Origin of the sequence: Streptomyces sp. NBC_00009, assembly GCF_045040855.1 — a bacterium.
In the GTDB taxonomy this organism is placed as follows: Bacteria; Actinomycetota; Actinomycetes; order Streptomycetales; family Streptomycetaceae; genus Streptomyces; species Streptomyces aureus.
This window is the reverse complement of the sequence record NZ_CP108312.1, coordinates 5,858,117-5,877,442: the sequence shown is the minus strand read 5'-3', so window position 1 is coordinate 5,877,442 and position 19,326 is coordinate 5,858,117. Positions and strand designations below refer to the sequence as shown.

The following is a 19,326-nucleotide window of genomic DNA, read 5'->3' as shown; positions in this document are numbered from 1 at the left end:
TGTGGTGATCCTTCAGGAGGCGCGGGGGCGATTACGCGTCGTCGAGGCCGCGCTCGATGGCGTACCGGACGAGCTCCACGCGGTTGTGCAGCTGGAGCTTGCCCAGGGTGTTCTGCACGTGGTTCTGCACGGTGCGGTGCGAGATGACGAGCCGCTCGGCGATCTGCTTGTAGCTCAGGCCCTTGGCGACCAGGCGCAGGACCTCGGTCTCGCGCTCGGTGAGCTGCGGGGCCTTGGGCTCGCCGGCGCCCGCGGCGGGCGCGGGTTCGGAGGCCAGGCGCCGGTACTCGCCGAGGACGAGGCCCGCGAGCCCCGGGGTGAAGACGGGGTCACCGGCCGCCGTGCGGCGCACCGCGTCGGTCAGCTCCTCGGTCGACGCCGACTTCAGCAGGTAACCGGTGGCGCCCGACTTCACCGCTTCCAGGACGTCGGCGTGCTCCCCGCTCGCCGACAGGACCAGGACGCGCAGGGCGGGGTCGGCACCGACGAGTTCCTTGCAGACCTGCACGCCGGGCTTCTTCGGCAGGTTCAGGTCGAGTACGAGGACGTCGGGCGCGGCGGCGCCGGCCCGGCGCACCGCCTGCTCGCCGTCGCCCGCGGTGGCCACCACGTCGAAACCCGCCTCGGCGAGGTCCCTCGCCACGGCGTCTCGCCACATCGGGTGGTCGTCGACCACCATGACCCTGATCGCGCCTGCCGCGGCGCCCTCCCGCTGCTGCTCGGTCATCTTCCCGATCCCGCCTTCCCCCGTGAAACCTTCGGAACTCTCAGTTCGACCTCGGTGCCCTGTCCCGGCACCGAGATCAGCTCGGCCGTGCCGCCGATGTCCCGCAGCCGGCCGCGGATGGACTGGGCGACACCGAGCCGCCCCTCCCCCTCGGCCTGCGCGAGACGCCCTTCCGGGATGCCGGGTCCGTCGTCCCGCACCGTCACGATCACGGCGTCGGGCTCGTCCTCGACGAGGATCCAGGACCGGGCGTCCGCCCCCGCGTGCCTGCGCACATTGTCCAGGGCGGCACTGACAGCCGCCGCGAGTTCCTTCGCCGCGGCCGGCGGCAGGGGCACCGGGGCGCCCGGCTCGGCGAAGCTCACCCGCGCCCCGGCGTGCGGCGCGAGCAGCGACCTCAGATCGCAGGGCGTCGAGGTGCCGGGCAGATCGTCCGGCTCTTCCACCGCCCGCACGAGCGCGCCCTGCGAGGCGTCCTCGGAAGCACGCGAGGCGGGCACGAGACCACCGGCGACCAGGGTGCGCAGGGCGACCTCCTGCTCGCCGGCCATCCTGCCGAGCTCGGCGGCCTCGCCGCCCAGCGCGGTGCCGCGGCGCTGCACCATGGCGAGGACCTGGAGCACGCCGTCGTGGATGTCGCGGGCGAGCCGCTCCCGCTCACGGGTGGCCGCCTCGATCTCCAGGGCCCGGGCGAGGGTGCGCTCGGAGGCGCGGGCCACCTCGACGACGTAGCCGATGGCGATCGACGCGATGCACACGAGCAGGACGTTGTGGAGGGTGTCGCGGCTGAAGGCGCCGCGCTGCACCACGTTCGCGACGCCGACGAGCAGCGAGGCGAACGCCGCCCACCGCCAGCCGCCCTTGACCGCGTACGCGAGGACTGCGCCGGCCGTCCAGATCGACGGCAGGGTCGGGCCGCCGGCCACGATCCGGCTGTGCTCGACGGCGACCGGCGTGAGCAGGATGCCGGCGAGCGCGACGATCAGGTCGGCGGTGAGGAAACGCTTGGTGCAGCTCGCGGCGTTCGCGACGCGCGGCAGTGTGGCCAGGGTCCACACGACCAGGACCACGAAGTAGCCGATCGCCACCCAGGGGCGATCGAACCTGTCCTGCGCGGTGACGAACAGGCCGATCGCGTACAGCATCGTCAGCAGCCGGTACGCCGTCAGCGCGCGCCACAGCGGCTGCTCGACGGACATCCTCATCACGCGTTCGCGCCTGGCCACGCACCCACCCCCCGAACTGCGGCTCCCGGTACGACCGCTCCCAGAACGACGACGCGGCTAGGAGGCCGGCCGTTCCACGCCGCCGCCCTTGTTCTCCTTGGCTTCCCTCTCCGCCTTGGCTTCCTTCTCCGCCTTGGCCTCGGCCTTCGCCGCGTCCGCGATCTGCCGCTTGGCGGCGGTCGCGTACATGTCGACGTACTCCTGGCCGGAGAGCTTCATGATTTCGTACATGACCTCGTCGGTCAGGGCCCGCAGCACGAACCGGTCGTGCTCCATGCCCTGGTAGCGGCCGAAGTCGAGGGGCTTGCCGATGCGGATGCCGGGGCGCATCAGCTTGGGCAGGACCTTGCCGGGGGGCTGGATCTTCTCGGTGTCGATCATCGCGACCGGGAGGACGGGCGCGCCGGTGGCGAGCGCCACGCGCGCGAGGCCGCCGGGCTTGCCGCGGTACAGGCGGCCGTCGGGCGAGCGGGTGCCCTCCGGGTAGATGCCGAAGAGCTCGCCGCGCTCCAGGACCTCGATGCCGCTCTTGATGGCGGCCTCGCCCGCGCCGCGCGAACCGGAGCGGTCCACGGGGAGCTGGCCGACGCCCTTGAAGAACGCGGCCGTGAGCTTGCCCTTCACGCCGGGCGTCGTGAAGTACTCGGCCTTCGCGATGAAGGTGACCTTGCGGTCGAGCACCGCCGGCAGGAAGAAGGAGTCCGAGAAGGACAGGTGGTTGCTGGCCAGAATGGCGGGACCCTCGGCGGGAATGTTCTCGAGGCCCTCCACCCAGGGCCTGAAGCCGAGCTTCAGCGGCCCTCCGATGGCCACCTTCATTGCGCCGTAGATCAACCCACTGCCTTCCTTTGTCTGTAGATCAGACCTTAACCCGCGCCGCAGCTCCGAGGCCCGACGACCCTGGTCGGTGTCAGCGCGGTCGCGTACGGTGAAGTACGCCCCGCAGTCCTGGGCGATCCCCCTCTCATGAACAGGAGACCGAAGGTGCCGGTCATTCCTGGAGCCGAGCCGTACCGCCACGAGGGCGGAGAGGTCGGCGTCCTCCTCTGTCACGGTTTCACCGGTTCCCCGCAGTCGCTGCGCCCCTGGGCGGAGTACCTCGCCGAGCGCGGACTCACCGTCTCGCTCCCCCTGCTGCCCGGTCACGGCACGCGCTGGGAGGACATGCAGGTCACCGGCTGGCAGGACTGGTACGCCGAGGTGGACCGCGCCCTGCGCGAGCTGCTGGACCGGTGCTCCCAGGTCTTCGTCTTCGGTCTGTCGATGGGCGCCGCCCTCGCGCTGCGGCTCGCGGCGAAGCACGGGGACGAGGTGGCGGGCCTGGTCCTGGTGAACCCGGGGAACAAGGTGCACGGCCTCGCCGCGCACGCCCTCCCGGTGGCCCGGCATCTCGTGCGCTCGACGAAGGGGATCGCCAGCGACATCGCGAAGGAGGGCTCGTCGGAGATCGGGTACGACCGGGTGCCGCTGCACGCCGCGCACTCCCTGCGGAACTTCTTCCGCATCGTCGACCGTGAACTGCCGCAGGTGACACAGCCGTTGGTGGTCCTGCACAGCACCCAGGACCATGTGGTGCCGCCCGTCGACTCGGCCCGCGTCCTCAGCCGGATCTCGTCCACGGACGTCGAGGAGATCCTGCTGGAACAGAGCTACCACGTCGCGACGTTGGACCATGATGCGGACCGGATCTTCGACGAGAGCTATGCGTTCATCGGCCGGCTCGCGCCCAGTGTCGGTAAGGAAGGGACGGCCACCGGTGGCTGAGCAGGACCGACGTGAACCCGCCGGCGACGAGAGCCGCGAGCCGGAGGACGCGTCCGCCGAGACGGCGGCGTCGGGCACGGCGCTGCCCGGTCCGGCACAGCTCGGCAAGGAGCAGCAGCCCGGCGCAGACGCGACCGCAGCCGCCGGGGGCGCCGGCGAGCCCGTGGACGAGGACGCCGCCTGGGCCGCCATCGTCGCCGGGTACGGCGAGGAGCCGCCGGACCCGCCGGGCGTCAAGCCGTTCAAGTCGATCGAGGACCTGGCCCTGCCCGACCCGGAGACGAACGGCTCGGAGACGGACGGCCCGGAGGCGAGCGGCTCGGAGGCGAGCGGCTCGGAGGCGAGCGGCTCGGAGCCGGACGCCGCAAAGACCGGCAAGCCCGCGACGCCGCTCGGCTCCTCGGTCTCCTTCGCACCCGGCGTCGGCGGCCCCCGCGACTACCGGCCGGCCGAGCCGTCGGACAGCGACGCCGACGACGAGGGCCACTTCGTACCCCCGGAGCCCCCGCCGCTGCCCGAGGCAGACGTCACCGCCAAGTTCGCCTGGCTCGCCGTGATCGGCGGCCCGGTCCTGATGCTGCTGGCCGTGCTGCTCGGCTGGCAGATGACGTGGTGGCTCACGACGGTCTGCGTCGGTGGCTTCCTCGGCGGCTTCGGCACGCTCGTGATGCGTATGCAGGGCGACGATGACGACGACGATCCGGGGCGCGGCGCGGTCGTCTGACCCGCGTCAGCCCCGGGCGGCGGGAACCCTGAGGGCGGCCAGGACCGGCAGATGGTCCGTGGCCGCCCTCAGGTCGTCCTCGCTCACCCCCGGCATGCCCACCGGGACCCCGCAGCCGAGGACCTCGACGCCCTGTGTCGTGAGGATCGCGTCGATGCGCTGATGCGGGTCGGCCGGTGTCGAGGTGTATTCGCCGAGCCACGGCTTCGTGGCCCAGGCGTCCTGGAGAGCCTCCGCGAGGCGCCGGAACGTGCGGCCGCCGGGGCGTTCGTTGAGGTCACCGCCCGCGACGGCGTGGTCGACGCCGAGCGCCGCGAGCCGGTCGAGGAGCATCCCGCCCTGCGCGTACCGCTCGTCCTTCTGCAGGCTCAGATGGCAGCTCAGTACGCCGATCCTGGCGCCGCCGAAACGGACGACGGCGGTCGCGAAGCCGCGCCGGTGCAGTCCGGGGGTGAGGGGCAGCAGGACGTCCTCGGTGCGTTCGACGGTGGCGCGCAGGGAGCAGAGCAGCGCCGGGCCCGCCGCGCTCGCGCCGCCCGAGAGGATCACCAGGTCCGAGGCGGCCGCGAGCCGGGCGAGCTTCTTGCGCCAGCGGAAGAAGCGGGGCGCCTCCTGGATCAGGACCAGGTCGGGGGCGCAGGCCGCGATGACGCGGGCGAGCGCGGCGGTGTCGTCGCGCATCGAGCGGATGTTGTAGCTGAGCACCCGGACGACGGCCGAACCGTCGGGTTCGGTGCGGGAGTTGGGGAGTGATCCGGTGACCATGACGATCAAGATACGACGAACGCCCGCCGTTTCTCCGGGGAAACGGCGGGCGTTCGGTGGCTGAAGCAGCCGGTGTCACATGATCGGGTCGGGCTCCCGCGCCAGGTCCGCCGCCCCGACCATGCCCGCCTTGTTGCCGAGCTGGGCCGCGATGACGTCCGCCACGGGGCGCCAGTTGCCGCCGACCAGCCAGCGCTTGTAGGACTTGCGGATCGGGTCGAGGACGAGCTCGCCCTCGTCCGAGAGCCCGCCGCCGACGATGAACGCGGACGGGTCGAACAGCGAGGCCAGGTCGGCGAGGCCCGCGCCGGCCCAGCGGGCCAGCTCGCGGTACGAGTCGACGGCCACGGCATCACCCTGGCGGGCGGCCATGGAGATGTGCTTGCCCTCGATGCCGTCCGGGGTGCCGTCGCCCAGGGAGAGCAGGAACTCCGCGTTCTCCGGGGTCGCGTTGGCGCGCTGCTTGGCGTAACGGACGAGCGCGCGGCCGGAGGCGTACTGCTCCCAGCAGCCCTGGCTGCCGCAGCCGCACAGCAGGCCGTCCGGGACCATCCGGATGTGGCCGAACTCGGCGGCCACGCCGAAGTGGCCGCGGCGCAGCTTGTTGCCGATGATGATGCCGCCGCCGAGGCCGGTGCCGAGCGTGATGCAGATGACGTTCCGGTGGCCCTTGCCCGCGCCGAACTTGTATTCGCCCCAGGCGGCCGCGTTCGCGTCGTTCTCGACGACGACCGGCAGGCCGACCCGCTTCTCGACCTCTTCCTTCAGCGGTTCCTGGCGCCAGTCGATATTGGGCGCGAAGTAGACCGTGGAGCGCTGGCGGTTGACGTATCCGGCGGCGCCGATGCCCACGCCGACGATCTCGTGTCCTGCCCGTGCGCCCTCGACGGCCGAGGCGATCGCGTCAACGATGGCCTCGGACGTGCTGGGAGTCGGCACCTTGAACGTCGAGAGGATGTTGCCTTCCTCGTCGACCACGCCGGCCGCGATCTTTGTGCCGCCGATGTCGACGCCGATGGTGAGTCCCATGAATCCCTCAGTTCGGTCGAGCCCCGCTACGGCCCACCGTACCCGAGCGGCCTTCAGTCGAGGTCGATGTGTTCACCTTTTGAAGGCCCCTCGGGGCCCTCGTCACGGGGGTCCGTGTCGTCCCCGGCGGCCCGTCCGGCCTGGGCGCCCGATGATCGCTGGGTCCAGCGCTGCTCCTGGCGCTCTACGGCGGAGCGGTAGGCGGCGAGCAGCTCGTTACCCGCGGCCGCGAGATGGTCGAAGACTTCGGGGTTGCGCTCGACGACCGGCTCGACGGCCGCCTTCGCCTGCTTGACGACCTGGCTGACGACCTGCTGCGCGGTGCCCTGGGCGACCGCACCGAGAAGGGGCGTCTGGAGCCCCGACAGCTTCTCGGCGACGGCGTCGACGAGCTTGCGCAGCTCCTCGGCGGCCGAGCCGGGCGGGGGCCCGTACTCGGCACGGCGGCGGGCCTTCTCCTCCGCGAGGTCCTCGGCGCACGCCTTCTCCCAGGCGTCGGCGTCGGCCTCGGGTGCGGGCTGCTCGGTGGCGTCGCTCATGGCGGCTGACTCCTGCGAGAACGTATATGGGTGGGTGCGTACCAGGAGGGGTGCGTACCTTCGACGTTACCCGAACGGCGGTAGTACGTTCACCGTCCCCGGGGCCACAGGTCGGGGTCGGGGGTGAACCTGATGCGCAGGACGCCGTCGCGCAGGCCGGCGCCGGCGACGGTGCAGCGGCGCAGCGCCGACGGCAGGGAGACGATGCGGCGGAGCGGTCCGGCGGTCACGACGAGTTCGTCGCCGCGCCGCACCAGTCCGAGGTCCTCGCGGACGGTGCCGGGCAGCGGCAGGTGCCACACGAGGACGCCCTCGTCGGCGATGCGGTCCTCGACGGGCCAGGCGGTCGGGGCAGGCGCGGGCGGGACCGGCGGTGCGCCGAGCGCGGCCAGGTCGTCGGCGCCGCGCGGGTCACGGCCCAGATGGGGCAGCTCATGCACGTCGTACGTGCCCTGCCAGGTGGCGACGACCTTGCGCTGGCGGGCGGCGGCGTCGGTGAGCCACGGGTCGGTGGAGCCGTCGGGGAGCACGCGGGAGGCGAGCAGCGCGTCGGCGCGCAGGCCGTGCAGGGCGAGGGCGGTGGTCGTGGTGAGCAGGGCGTCGGCCGCGGCGGGCGTGGGCTCGGCGACGAGGCGCACGGTCGTGTGCGGGTCCTCGATGACGGCCTGGGCGGCGGCGAGTTCGGTGTCCCAGCGGTCCGCCGTCTCGTACAGCCACTCCGCGGGCATGGGGACGCCGGCGAGGCGGCCGAGGAGGGGGCGCAGGGCGCGGGCGGCCTGGCGTTCCGGGGGAAGCAGGCGGCGCAGGTAGCGGCGCAGCTGTTCCGGCAGGGCGAGCAGGGCGAGGGCCTGCGGCGCCGGTGGAAGGTCGACGACGACGAGGTCGTAGGGACCGTGGGCGCTGTCGCGCAGGGCGCGGAGCAGGGCGAGCTCGTGGCTGCCGGGCAGCGGGGTGAGTTCCTCGGCGTCGAGGCGGGTGGCGCCCAGGAGGTCGAGGGCGGACGCCGCCTTTTCCTGGAGGCCGGCGAGGTCCTCGCGGAAGCGGTCCGCCGGGGCGAGACGTATCGCGGTGAGACCGGGTTCGACGGACGTCGGCGCCGCGCTCGTAGGGGTGGCGAGGGCGGCGCCGAGGGTGTCCGTGGGGTCCGCCGAGAGCACGAGGGTGCGGGCTCCGCGGCGGGCGGCGGTGAGGGCCGTGGCCGCGGCGGCGGTGGTCCGGCCGGAGCCGCCGGGGCCGGTTACCAGAACGGTGCGCATGGGGTGTGAGGCTACCTGGGGCGCAGGTCGCCCCCGGCGGGCCGCCGGACGGAGACAGCGGGCCGCCGGACGGGGATGCCGGGAGCTACTTCGTCTCCACGCGCTTCTTCAGGCCGGCGAGGGCGCGGTCGATGATGACCTTCTCGGCCTTGCGCTTGATCATGCCGAGCATGGGGATCTTGACGTCGACCGTGAGGCGGTAGGTGACCTCGGTGCCCGTGCCGGACGACTTCAGGAGGTACGTGCCGTCGAGGGAGCGCAGCATCTGGGACTTGACCAGGGTCCAGGAGACCTCGTTGTCCCCGGTCCAGGTGTAGGCCAGGGTCTGGTCGTCCTTGATCGCTCCGGCGTCCATGACGAGTCGCACCTGCTCGGCGCGGCCCGCGTCGTCCGTGGCGAGGACCTCGGCCTCCTTCACCTCTCCCGTCCAGTCGGGGTAGCGGGAGAAGTCGGCGATCACCCCCATGACATCGGCCGGTGCCGCCTCGATCGTGATGCTCGAGCTGGTGTGTTCCGCCATCGCGGTGGCTCCTCCAGATGCGGTCCGTTGAGGGGTGGTGTGTATCGCGTGAAGGCTACCGCGCACCGGCGGCGGCGCTGTCACCACTCCAGGGCCCAGGGCCTGCCCGAACCCGCGAAGTGGCCGACATTGATGCACTCCGTCGCCCCGATCCGCATGCGCCGGGCGAGCGGCTGGTGGACGTGGCCGAACAGGGAGTACCGGGGACGGGTGCGCCGGATCGCCTCCAGGAGGGCGCGGCTGCCGCGCTCGAAGCGGCGCGCGACGGTGTCGTAGACGAGTTCGGGGACGTCCGGCGGGATGTGGGTGCACAGCACGTCGACCTCCCCGACCGCCTCGATCTTGGCGGCGTACTCCTCGTCGCTGATCTCGTACGGGGTGCGCATGGCACTGCGCAGTCCGCCGCCGACGAAGCCGAAGACGAGGCCGCCGATCTCGGCGCGCTCGCCGTCGAGGACTGTGGTGCCGGGGCCGGCGTACTCGGACCACAGGTGCGGGATGTCGACGTTGCCGTAGGTGGCGTACGTCGGTGTGGGGAACGCCGCGAAGAGCTCGGCGTACTGCTTGCGCACCGCGGTCTCGATGGCGGTCCCGCGATCGATCCCGGCCCACAGCCCGGCGCCGAACGCACGTGCCTCCTCGAAGCGGCGGGCGGTGCGCAGCTCGACGATGCGGTGCGCGTTCTCCACGCCGAACAGGTCCGGGAAGATGCCACGCGAATGATCTGCGTAGTCGAGGAAGAGCACCAGGTCACCGAGGCAGACGAGGGCGTCCGCCCCGTCTCCCGCCCGGGCGAGGTCTGTGGAGTTTCCGTGCACATCGCTGACCACATGTACGCGCATGCGATCACCCTAGAACTGTGTGGGAATCGTGGGTAGAGGGGGCCGGACCTGCGGTTACTTCCTATTCGCCGATCGGGTGGACTAGGGTCGGCGGAGCAGTTACACGGCGTGTGACGCAGCGAACATCTGGCCTGGACCCCCTACCGGAAAAGCAGTACCGGTGGGTAACGTCCGGGCAGTCCAGTAGTGCTCAGCATTTCAACCACTGGAACTACCACTGCTTCAGCAGCTGAGCACCTGCCCGATCTTGGACCGCATCGTCGACTCACACAATGCCGTGGCGCCGGTGCCCTATGAGGAGCAGCAGTCTTGCGCGAGTTCAGCCTTCCGGCCCTGTACGAGGTCCCTGCGGACGGCAATCTGACCGACATCGTCCGCAGAAACGCCGCGCAGCACCCCGACGTCGCCGTCATCGCCCGCAAGGTGAACGGCACCTGGCAGGACGTCACTGCCACCACCTTCCTCGCGGAGGTGCGGTCCGCCGCCAAGGGCCTGATCGCCTCCGGCGTGCAGCCGGGCGACCGGGTCGGCCTGATGTCCCGTACCCGCTACGAGTGGACGCTCCTCGACTTCGCGATCTGGAGCGCAGGCGCGATCACCGTCCCGGTGTACGAGACCAGCTCCGCCGAGCAGATCCAGTGGATCCTCGGCGACTCCGGCGCCGTGGCCTGCGTGGTCGAGAGCGCCGGGCACGAGGCCACCGTCGAGTCCGTGCGCGACCGCCTCTCCGGCCTCGACCACATCTGGCAGATCGACGCCGGCGGCGTCCAGGAGCTGGACCGCGCGGGCGCGGGCGTCTCCGACGCGACCGTCGACGAGCGCAGCGCCGTCGCGAAGGCCGACGACCCCGCGACGATCGTCTACACCTCGGGCACCACGGGCCGCCCCAAGGGCTGCGTCCTCACGCACCGCAGCTTCTTCGCCGAGTGCGGGAACGTGGTCGAGCGCCTCAAGCCCCTCTTCCGTACGGGCGAGTGCTCGGTGCTGCTCTTCCTGCCCGTCGCGCACGTCTTCGGCCGCCTGGTCGAGGTCGCCTCGCTGATGGCCCCGATCAAGCTGGGCCACGCCCCCGACATCAAGCACCTCACCGATGAACTGGCCGCGTTCCGGCCGACGTTGATCCTGGGTGTGCCGCGCGTCTTCGAGAAGGTCTACAACTCGGCGCGCGCCAAGGCGCAGGCCGACGGCAAGGGCAAGATCTTCGACAAGGCGGCCGACACGGCCATCGAGTACAGCCGCGCCCTGGACACCCCCAAGGGCCCGTCCATCGGTCTGAAGCTGAAGTACAAGACGTTCGACAAGCTCGTCTACTCCAAGCTGCGCGCCGTCCTCGGCGGCCGCGGCGAGTACGCGATCTCCGGCGGCGCCCCGCTCGGCGAGCGCCTCGGCCACTTCTTCCGCGGCATCGGCTTCACGGTCCTCGAGGGCTACGGCCTGACCGAGTCCTGCGCCGCCACCGCCTTCAACCCGTGGGACCGGCAGAAGATCGGCACGGTCGGCCAGCCGCTGCCGGGTTCCGTGGTCCGGATCGCCGACGACGGCGAGGTGCTGCTGCACGGCGAGCACCTTTTCTCGGGCTACTGGAACAACGAGGCCGCGACCGAGGAGGCGCTGGCCGACGGCTGGTTCCACACGGGCGACATCGGCACGCTCGACGAGGACGGCTACCTCCGGATCACCGGCCGCAAGAAGGAGATCATCGTGACGGCGGGCGGCAAGAACGTCGCCCCGGCCGTCATCGAGGACCGCATCCGTGCGCACGCCCTGGTCGCCGAGTGCATGGTCGTCGGCGACGGACGCCCCTTCGTCGGCGCGCTCGTCACGGTCGACGACGAGTTCCTCGGTCGCTGGGCCGCCGAACACGGCAAGCCGGCCGACTCGACCGCGGTGTCCCTGCGGGACGACGCGGATCTCCTCGCGGCGATCCAGGCGGCCGTGGACGACGGCAACGCGGCGGTCTCCAAGGCGGAGTCGGTGCGCAAGTTCCGCATCCTGCCGACCCAGTTCACGGAGGAGTCAGGCCACCTGACGCCGTCCCTGAAGCTGAAGCGGAACGTGGTGGCGAAGGACTACGCCGACGAGATCGAAGCCATTTACCGGGGCTGAGCCTTGCGGGGGCTCCGCCCCCGCACCCCCGCGTCCCTTGTCCTCAAACGCCGGACGGGCTGGATGATCCATCCAGCCCGTCCGGCGTTACAGCAACCCCCTCAGCCGCTCAGCCAGCAGATCCCACCGCCACCGCTCCTCGACCCACTCGCGCCCCCGCTCCCCCATGCGCCGCCGCAACTCCGCGTCGCCGAGGAGCGTGATGATCCGGTCGGCGGAGTCCTCCGCGTCGCCGCCCTTCACGACCCAGCCCGTCTCCCCGTCGAGCACCGCGTCCGGCGCGCCGCCGGAGTCGCCCGCAACGACCGGCAGGCCCGTCGCCGACGCCTCCAGGTAGACGATGCCGAGACCCTCGACGTCGAGGCCCCCGCGCCGGGTCCGGCACGGCATGGCGAACACGTCGCCCGCCCCGTAGTGCGCGGGCAGCTCCGACCACGGCACGGCCCCCGTGAAGCGCACCGAGTCGGTGACGCCCGTCTCCGCCGCGAGCTTGCGCAGCTCCTTCTCGTACGGGCCTCCGCCCACCACGAGCAGCACCGCGTCCGGGACGGCCGCCAGGATCCGCGGCATCGCGAGGATCAGGGTGTCCTGCCCCTTGCGCGGCACGAGCCGCGAGACGCACACGACGACGGGCCGGTCGGTCAGTCCGAGCCGCTCGCGCACCAGGTCGCCGCCGGAACCGGGGTGGAACGTCTTCTCGTCCACACCCGGCGGCAGCTGCACCATCCGGCCCGCCGCGGCGGGCGTCAGCGCGGCGGCGATCCGCGACCGCGTGTACTCGCCGAGATAGGTGATCGTGTCCGTCGACTCGCCGATGCGGCGCAGGAGTTGGCGGGACGCGGGCAGTTGCGCCCAGCCGGCCTCGTGCCCGTGCGTGGTGGCCACCAGGCGCTGGGCGCCGGCCTTGCGCAGCGCCGGAGCCATCAGGCCGAGCGGGGCGGCCGCGCCGAACCACACCGACGTACAGCCGTGCTCCTTGAGCAGGCCCACCGCGCGCCGGGTGACGCGGGGCGTCGGCAGCAGCATCGTCGTACGGTCGCGCACGACGGTGAAGGGCTGCTCGGCGTCGAAGGCGGCGGTCGCCTCGACGCCTTCGCGGGTGCGCTTCCAGGTGGAGGCGTAGACGACGAGCTGCTCGGGGTCCAGGCGGAGCGCCATGTTGTGCAGGAACGCCTGGATGCCACCGGGCCTGGGCGGGAAGTCGTTGGTCACGAGCAGCGTCTTGTTTGTCTTATGCATCGCCGCCGACAGTACCTAACGCGCCGGTGGGCCGTGCTTCATGGCCCCTGCACAGTTCTGCCCGGCATCATGGCCCGAATGATGCCGAGAATCCCGGTCCCTGCGGTGCTGGTGTGGGCCGCGACCAGGGCGCTGCTCCTCCTGTGCGTCCTGAAGGTGATCACGGTCCCGGGTCCCGACGTGACGAGCGACGTCTCCGTCATCTACCGCAACTGGTACGGGATCCTGCGCACGGGCACGTTCCCGCTGGACGACGTCACCTGGCAGTACCCGCCGGCCGCCGCGGGCGCGATCCTCTCCCCCGCCCTCCTGCCGTTCCTGTCCTACGCCACCGCGTTCTTCGTGCTCGCCCTCCTCGCCGACGCGTTCACCTTCGGGCTCCTCGTGCACGCGGGCGGGCGGCCCGGCAGGTCGTGGCGCGGGGCGTGGGTGTGGGTCGCGGGCGTGCCGCTGCTCGGTCCGACCGCGTACGCCCGCTACGACGTCATGGTCACGGCGGTCGCGGTGGCCGCGCTGCTGGCCGGGGCCCGGCATCCGCGCGTCATGGGGGCGCTCACTGGGCTCGGCGCGCTGCTGAAGGTGTGGCCCCTGCTCCTGCTGCTCGGGACCCGCCGCGGCCGCGTCACGCGGGCTTCCTGGGGCAGCGCGTCCCTCACGGCCGGCGCCCTGGTCGTCGCCTTCGCGGCGGCGATGCCGGGCGCGCTCGACTTCCTCACCTCCCAGCGCGACCGCGGCACGGAGGTCGAGTCGCTCGGCGCGCTGGTGTTCCACGTGGCGCGGCAGTTCGGCTGGCCCGGTTCCGTCGGGCTGAACTACGGCTCGATGGAGTTCCTCGGCCCCTACGTGGACGTCGTGAGCGTGGTCGCGCAGGTGCTGACGCTGCTCGCGTTCGCCTGGCTCCTGATGTGGCGGCTGAGGGCGCGGGCCTGGGCGCCGGGGACGCTCGCGGACGCGGCGTTCGTCGCGGTGCTGCTGTTCACGACGACGAGCCGGGTGATCAGCCCCCAGTACATGCTGTGGCTGACCGGTCTGGCCGCGGTGTCGACCGTGTTCTCCGCGAGCCGGATGACACCGCCGGCCTGCCTGGTCGTGGCGGCGTCCCTCGTGACGTTCCTGGAGTTCCCGCTCGGCTTCGGACACGTCGTGTACGGCGACGGACTCGGCCTCGCCCTGATCCTCGTACGCAACGGCCTGCTGGTCGCCGCCTCCCTCACCGCCGCCCGGCGCCTGTGGCGGCAGACGGTCACGGAGCCGCGGACGCGCGAACAGGCGCTGCCTCCCCGGGCGGCCCGCGACGAGACCCTGCTCACGTCATGACCCCGCCGGCCGGTCAGCCGAGCCGGGCCCGCAGATAGTCCCGCCAGTCCGCCGTGAACTTCTCCTCCGTCGTCCCGAGCACGCTCGCCATCGCCTCCTCGACCGCCCCGGTCCGCCGCTTGTGCTTCCCCACGGCGCGGTAGAAGTCGTTCAGCTTCGCCTCGCCCCAGCGGTCGGCGATCATCCGGCAGGCCAGCCACCCGCCCTCGTACGCCTGCGCGAGCCGCCCAGCGTCGCCGGAGAACCCGAAGTCCGGGTCGGTGGGGAGCGCGGCCGGCAGTTGTCCGAGCTGCACCGCGCGCTCCAGTTCCGGCGCGGCCTGCCCCGCGGAGCGGCCGGTACCGCGGTAGCCGACCCAGTCCGCGTACCCCTCGGACAGCCACAGCGGAGTCGCGCCCGACGTCGCCGCGCGGGTGGCGACGTGGGTCGTCTCGTGCGTGAGGACGACCTGCTTGCCGAAGGAGCCGAGCACGCCGTACGCGTCCGGGTTCACGGTGATCCGGTCGGCCGGTGTCCGCCCCGGCGCCCCCGCCTCGCCGGTCGTCACCGCGGCGATCCCCTGGTACCCGGCGGCGGGGGCCCCGAGCAGCGCCCCCATGCCGTCCAGGGACTTCGGGACGAGGACCACGACCCGCTGGGCCCAGCCGGTCCCCCAGGCGTCGCTCACGGCGGGCACGGCCTCGTCGGCGAGGTCCGCGTAGGCGCTCAGCGCGCCGTGGGACCTGCCGACGCCGAGGACGAGACTGTGCGCACCCCGCTCGACGACGACCCTGCCCTGCTCCCAGAGCTGCTCGCCGGCCTTCGGGGCGGGCCGGTCGGAGGTCACGTACCAGCGGCCCTCGCGCAGTTCGAGCCCTAGGGAGCGCCCGGAGACGACGGGGGCGCTGTCGTAGCCCTTGATCCGGTAGCTCAGTTCCGCGCCGGCCGTGGCATGGCTGCCGGAGCGGTCCAGGCGCGTGAGCCGGTACGTCCAGGAGGTCAGCGGGACGTCGGTGAGGTTCGCCGGGACCGCGGCGTCCGCGCTGCCGGTGGCCCGGTACGCGGCCGGATCCCGGGCGAGGACAGCGTCGGCCCTGCGGTCGAGGGTGTGCTGCACATCGCCCCGCGCGGTGTCCTGCGCAGCTCCCCCGCCGCAGCCGACGAGCCCGGCGAGCAGGGCGGCCACGGACAGCAGGGCGACGCACGCCCCTGCTCCACCCGCACCACGCCCACGACCAGCCATCCTCCCGATCGTACGGCGCCTGCCGCGCCGGGCCCCGCCTGCCTCGACCGCTCAGACCCGTGTCACGGACGACACGGGCATCATGCCCACCGGGTCGTAGCGCACGGGCGCGCCGGGGTAGGGGGCGTGGATGACCTGGCCGTTGCCCACGTACATCCCGATGTGGCTGGCGTCCGAGCGGTAGGCGACGAGATCGCCGGGCCGCGCCTCGGACAGCGGCACCTGCCGGCCCGCGTACCGCTGGGCCTGCGAGGTGCGCGGCAGGCCCACGCCCGCCCGCGCGTACGACCACTGCATGAGGCCCGAACAGTCGAATCCGGAGGGCCCGTTGGCGCCCCACACGTACGGCTTGCCGACCGCGGACATGGCGGCGGCGACCGCCGCGGCGGCCCGGCCGGACGACGGCACGCCCGCGCCCGACAGGTCGGGGACGCCGTCGCGCACGCCACCGCGCGAGGCGCGCTCGTAGGCCTCACGCTGCGAGGCGGGCAGGGAGTTGAGCAGACGGCGGGCCTTGGCGAGCTTGTCCTCGACGGTCCGCTTGTGCCGGGCGACGGCCTTGCGGGAGCGCTCCAGGTCGACGAGTTTGAGGGTGGCCTCGGCGCGTTCCTGGGACAGGTCGCGCTGCGCCCGCTGCAGTTCGGTGAGTTCGCCGGCCTGGCGGGCGGTGATGCGGTTGAGGACGGACGCCTTGTCGAGATAGCCGTCGGGGTCCGACGACAGGAGCAGGGCGAGAGCGGGGTCGATGCCGCCCGAGCGGTACTGGGCTCCGGCGAGCGAACCGAGGGCGCCGCGCATGGTGTTGATGCGCTCCTGCCCGCGGGCGACGCTGCCTTGAAGGTCCGCCAGTTCGTCGCGGAGCTTGTCGGCGCGCTCGTCGGCCTTGTTGAACGCCTCGGTGGCCTGCTCGGCCTGCTCGAGGAGGCGGTCGACCTCGGCCCGGGTGCCGGACGGGCGGTCCTGTGGCGCGGCGCCCGCGGGGGCGGCGGTGAGCCCGGCGGCGGTGGCCGCCACGGCGGACACGGCCGACAGGAGGCTGACAGTGGAGCCGCGCGCGCTCCGGTCGAGGCCGGACTGCGCGGGACGGCGATGGGACCCCACGAGTAGCCGCTCCCCTTCCGCTGACGAACGACCCCCGGCCGGAGAACCCGGTCGGGGGAATGCGGGCCGACAGTAGCCGCGAGGGGCGGGCGCGGCCAACGACCGCTGTGGGCGGAAAACGCGACGCCCCGCCTATGACGCAGGTCATGGGCGGGGCGTGGGGTCAGCGGGTGATGCCGGAATTCGCCCGAACGGGCGCGTTTTTGCGGGGCGCTCGCCCGGCGGCTCCGGACCGGGTCCTCAGCCGGACAGGCGGACGCCGAACATGAAGGATCCGACGGTGCTCATCGACTCGTAGCGGACGACGGCGCCGGGGTGCGGGGCGTGCAGCACCTGGCCGTTGCCGGCGTACAGGCCCACGTGCGCGAGGTTGTTGAAGAAGACCAGGTCGCCGGGCTTGAGCTGGCTCATGCCGATCTTCGTGCCGTCGTTCTGCTGCGTGTACGTGGTCCGGGTTATGCCCACACCGGCCTGTCCGTACGACCACTGGGTGAGCCCGGAGCAGTCGTAGGAGTTGGGGCCCGTGCCGCCGGAGACGTACGGCTTGCCGAGCTGGGTGGCGGCGGCGCTCAGGGCGGCGGCGCCGCGCTTGGAGGCCGGGACCTCGTTGCCGAGGTCGACGCGGGCGCCGGCGGAGCGGCTCGCGCGGGCGTCGTCGGCGGCCATCTTCTGCCGCTCGGCGGCGGTGAGGGTGTTGAGGAGCTTCTGCGCGGCGCTGAGCTTGCTCTGGACCTGCTGCTTCTTCTTGCCGAGTTCCGTGCGGGTGTCGGCGAGGTCCTTGAGCTTGTCGGCGGCCTCCTGGCGCTCCTGCGCCAGCGAACGCTGCTTCTCCTGGATCTTCTTCAGGCCCTCGACCTGCTGACCGCTGAGCTGGTCGAGCGTGGAGGCCTTGTCCAGGAAGTCGTCCGGGTCGGCGGAGAGGAAGAGCTGGACGGAGGGGTCGATGCCGCCGGAGCGGTACTGCGCGCTGGCCATCGAACCGAGGCCGGAGCGCAGCTCGTTGAGGTCCTCCTGGCCGCGGGCGACCTTGTCCTGGAGGTCGCCGATCTCCTTCTCGAGCTTCTTCTGCTTCTCCTTGGCCCCGTTGTACTTGTCGGTGGCCTTCTCCGCCTCTTCGTAGAGCTTGTCGACCTTGGCCTTGACCTCGCTCTTGCTCGGCTTCGGCGCGGCCTGTGCCGCCTGCGACGTAAGGGCCACGGCTGCGGCGGCGGTTGCGGTGAGCACGGTCACACGGGTGCGGCTCGGCTGCTTGGGTCGACGGTGGGACGCCACGAAGGCGAGCTCCTTCTTCCTCCAGCCGCCTACCGACACGCCGGTGGGCGGTGACCCTCTGCCGTCACTCCCGATGAGCGATCACCCGAGCGGAGGTTCGAGGCCAGACCTTAGTGACCTTCCTGTGATCAGTTCAAATCCTGACAGGAAAAAAGTCGGTCACCGAGCGCATTCTTTACACTCAACTCACGTGCGGTAATGCTCGTTTGACACTACGTTGCGTAAACGATCCGCCAATTCGGGCATCAGGCCCAGAGGTTACGTATGAGACCTACGTTGCCTATGTGGCGAAGGGTCGGAACCTGCGCGGCGGTCGGTCAGCCGCGCGAGAGACGCTTCAGGAGCATCACGGAGGCGACGGGACGGGCGCCCGACTTGGCGACCCCGTCGGCCACCTCGCGGTCTGTGGAGACCACCACCACGGGCCGTCCGGAGGGCTCGGCGCGCACCAGCTGGCGGATCAGTTCGTCGGCGGTCACACCCGCCTTCGAGAAGAGCACGCGCACCCCGCGCGGCGGCGCGAGCAGTACGGGCGCGGCGAGTTCGGCCCCGTCGAAGACACAGGTGACCTCGGCGCCGGTCTGCGCGGCGAGCTGGGAGAGCGAGCCGAGCAGCCTCAGCCGCTGCTTCTCCAGCGGCATCGTCGGATAGCCGGTCTTGGTGACGTTGTAGCCGTCGACCACGAGATGGGCCTGCGGCAGGGCGAGCAGCTGGTCCAGGATGGCGGGGTCGTGCTCGGACAGGGCACGGGCCGCGATGTCCTTGGGCGACATCCGCCCGGGTTCGACGGCGTCCACGGTCTCGGCCGGGCGCACGGACACGGGCGGCAGCGCCAGCTCGCGGCGCAGCCCCTGGGCGGACTCCAGGACGGTGTCGAGCAGCAGTCGTACGCGCATGTCCTCGACGCTGCGGCCCTCGCGCGCCGCCTTGCGGGAGGCCTCGAGCGCCGCCTCCGTCTCGCCGAGCCGGGCCTTGAGCCGCCGCGTCTCGCTGTCGGCGGCGGACAGCTGCGCATGCGTCTCGGCCCGCACGGCCTCGGTCTCGCCGTGGACCTTGCGCAGGGCCGCCTCGCCGCGCTTGACGTCACTGAGCGCGCTGCGCAGCTTGCGGTGGAGGGACTCGGCCTCCTTCTTCGCCGACTCCAGCTCCGCGCGCAGCCGTTCGGTCTCGGACCTGGCCTGCTCACGGGCGGCCTCGACCTCCGCGCGCAGCCGCTCCAGCTCGGCCTTCGTCTCCTCGTCGGCACGCTCGGCGTCGGCCCGCACGGCCTCCTCGCCGGCGGCCGCGACGAGCTTCACCCAGCCCGTGGGCCGCAGCACATAGGCCGCGGCGGCCACGTCGAGGGGGTCGGCGGCGGGCGGCGGCGCCCCGGAGTCCAGGGCGCCGGCGAGCTCCGGCTGGGCCTCTCTGAGACGTTCGCCGATGCGCTGGCGGAAGAGCGTGTCGGTCTCCACGGCGGCGGCCATCGCATTGCCGGCGAACTTGGCGCGCCGGGTCGGGGTGAAGCGCGCATACTGCCGCAACTGGGACGGCAGTTCGGCGACCGTCAGCCCGCCGAAGCCGTCCGAGACGATCTGCACGACCCGGCGCCGCACACCTTCGGGCAACGGCCGGTCGAGCACCTCAGCGGCGCCGTCCCCGGCCTCCCCGCCTTCGCTCTCCACCATCCGTCACCCC

The 19,326-nt window shown here is 72.3% G+C and carries 18 protein-coding genes; 4 read left to right on the top strand and 14 right to left on the bottom strand.

Annotated features, from left to right (window positions below; all coding sequences use genetic code 11):
* Nucleotides 1-31 precede the first annotated feature (31 nt).
* The 3 genes from OHA58_RS26500 to OHA58_RS26490 are packed head-to-tail and all read right to left on the bottom strand — an operon-like array spanning nt 32 to nt 2,784.
* The gene (locus tag OHA58_RS26500; protein WP_327577366.1) at nt 32-727 is read right to left on the bottom strand and encodes a response regulator transcription factor; all 696 of its coding nucleotides are present in this window, start codon (nt 725-727) and stop codon (nt 32-34) included.
* Nucleotides 724-1,953, bottom strand: coding sequence for a MacS family sensor histidine kinase (macS, locus tag OHA58_RS26495; RefSeq protein WP_405481842.1), 1,230 nt, complete (start codon nt 1,951-1,953; stop codon nt 724-726). The genes OHA58_RS26500 and macS overlap by 4 nt, the downstream gene beginning before the upstream one ends.
* Before the next feature lie 57 nt (nt 1,954-2,010).
* Complete coding sequence (locus OHA58_RS26490) at nt 2,011-2,784, bottom strand: lysophospholipid acyltransferase family protein (RefSeq protein ID WP_405485196.1); 774 nt, start codon at nt 2,782-2,784, stop codon at nt 2,011-2,013.
* 153 nt (nt 2,785-2,937) lie between these two features.
* On the opposite strand from OHA58_RS26490, the gene OHA58_RS26485 reads away from it, so the two are divergent.
* Together OHA58_RS26485 and OHA58_RS26480 are read left to right on the top strand one after the other, a co-directional pair.
* Nucleotides 2,938-3,717 (top strand): carboxylesterase, encoded by a 780-nt coding sequence (locus tag OHA58_RS26485; protein ID WP_227294266.1) that lies wholly within the window; start codon nt 2,938-2,940, stop codon nt 3,715-3,717.
* Entirely contained in the window at nt 3,710-4,441 is a 732-nt protein-coding gene (locus tag OHA58_RS26480; RefSeq protein ID WP_405481840.1) for a hypothetical protein, read from the top strand. The genes OHA58_RS26485 and OHA58_RS26480 overlap by 8 nt, the downstream gene beginning before the upstream one ends.
* A gap of 6 nt (nt 4,442-4,447) precedes the next feature.
* Here the strand turns inward: OHA58_RS26480 and OHA58_RS26475 are convergent, their stop codons facing one another.
* The 6 genes from OHA58_RS26475 to OHA58_RS26450 form a co-directional block, all read right to left on the bottom strand.
* Complete coding sequence (locus OHA58_RS26475; RefSeq protein WP_405481838.1) at nt 4,448-5,206, bottom strand: endonuclease/exonuclease/phosphatase family protein; 759 nt, start codon at nt 5,204-5,206, stop codon at nt 4,448-4,450.
* Nucleotides 5,207-5,281: 75 nt separating this feature from the next.
* The gene (locus tag OHA58_RS26470) at nt 5,282-6,235 is read right to left on the bottom strand and encodes an ROK family glucokinase (protein WP_100592179.1); all 954 of its coding nucleotides are present in this window, start codon (nt 6,233-6,235) and stop codon (nt 5,282-5,284) included.
* Nucleotides 6,236-6,288: 53 nt separating this feature from the next.
* The gene (locus tag OHA58_RS26465) at nt 6,289-6,774 is read right to left on the bottom strand and encodes a DUF5304 domain-containing protein (protein WP_382517962.1); all 486 of its coding nucleotides are present in this window, start codon (nt 6,772-6,774) and stop codon (nt 6,289-6,291) included.
* 89 nt (nt 6,775-6,863) lie between these two features.
* Nucleotides 6,864-8,030, bottom strand: coding sequence for an ArsA family ATPase (locus OHA58_RS26460; protein WP_405481836.1), 1,167 nt, complete (start codon nt 8,028-8,030; stop codon nt 6,864-6,866).
* 85 nt (nt 8,031-8,115) lie between these two features.
* Nucleotides 8,116-8,550 (bottom strand): SRPBCC family protein, encoded by a 435-nt coding sequence (locus OHA58_RS26455; RefSeq protein ID WP_405481835.1) that lies wholly within the window; start codon nt 8,548-8,550, stop codon nt 8,116-8,118.
* An 80-nt stretch (nt 8,551-8,630) separates the two neighbouring features.
* The gene (locus OHA58_RS26450) at nt 8,631-9,392 is read right to left on the bottom strand and encodes a metallophosphoesterase (protein WP_405481834.1); all 762 of its coding nucleotides are present in this window, start codon (nt 9,390-9,392) and stop codon (nt 8,631-8,633) included.
* Between the two features lie 309 nt (nt 9,393-9,701).
* Here OHA58_RS26450 and OHA58_RS26445 point away from each other — a divergent pair, with 309 nt between their 5' ends.
* On the top strand, nt 9,702-11,498 hold the full coding sequence (locus OHA58_RS26445) for an AMP-dependent synthetase/ligase (protein WP_405481833.1): 1,797 nt from the start codon (nt 9,702-9,704) through the stop codon (nt 11,496-11,498).
* Nucleotides 11,499-11,585: 87 nt separating this feature from the next.
* Here OHA58_RS26445 and OHA58_RS26440 read toward each other — a convergent pair whose 3' ends face one another.
* Nucleotides 11,586-12,737, bottom strand: coding sequence for a glycosyltransferase family 4 protein (locus OHA58_RS26440; protein ID WP_405481832.1), 1,152 nt, complete (start codon nt 12,735-12,737; stop codon nt 11,586-11,588).
* 78 nt (nt 12,738-12,815) lie between these two features.
* Here OHA58_RS26440 and OHA58_RS26435 point away from each other — a divergent pair, with 78 nt between their 5' ends.
* Nucleotides 12,816-14,054: a glycosyltransferase 87 family protein gene (locus tag OHA58_RS26435; RefSeq protein ID WP_405481830.1), complete on the top strand. Its 1,239-nt coding sequence runs from the start codon at nt 12,816-12,818 to the stop codon at nt 14,052-14,054.
* A 13-nt stretch (nt 14,055-14,067) separates the two neighbouring features.
* Here the strand turns inward: OHA58_RS26435 and OHA58_RS26430 are convergent, their stop codons facing one another.
* The 4 genes from OHA58_RS26430 to OHA58_RS26415 all read right to left on the bottom strand — a co-directional run bounded on the left by OHA58_RS26430 (nt 14,068) and on the right by OHA58_RS26415 (nt 19,316).
* Nucleotides 14,068-15,276, bottom strand: coding sequence for a hypothetical protein (locus tag OHA58_RS26430; protein ID WP_405481829.1), 1,209 nt, complete (start codon nt 15,274-15,276; stop codon nt 14,068-14,070).
* 51 nt (nt 15,277-15,327) lie between these two features.
* A complete protein-coding gene (locus tag OHA58_RS26425) occupies nt 15,328-16,377 on the bottom strand; it encodes an NlpC/P60 family protein (RefSeq protein WP_405481827.1) in 1,050 nt (349 codons plus the stop codon).
* Nucleotides 16,378-16,617: 240 nt separating this feature from the next.
* A complete protein-coding gene (locus OHA58_RS26420) occupies nt 16,618-17,649 on the bottom strand; it encodes an NlpC/P60 family protein (RefSeq protein WP_405481825.1) in 1,032 nt (343 codons plus the stop codon).
* A 317-nt stretch (nt 17,650-17,966) separates the two neighbouring features.
* Nucleotides 17,967-19,316, bottom strand: coding sequence for an NYN domain-containing protein (locus OHA58_RS26415; protein ID WP_405481824.1), 1,350 nt, complete (start codon nt 19,314-19,316; stop codon nt 17,967-17,969).
* Between the last annotated feature and the right edge of the window lie 10 nt (nt 19,317-19,326).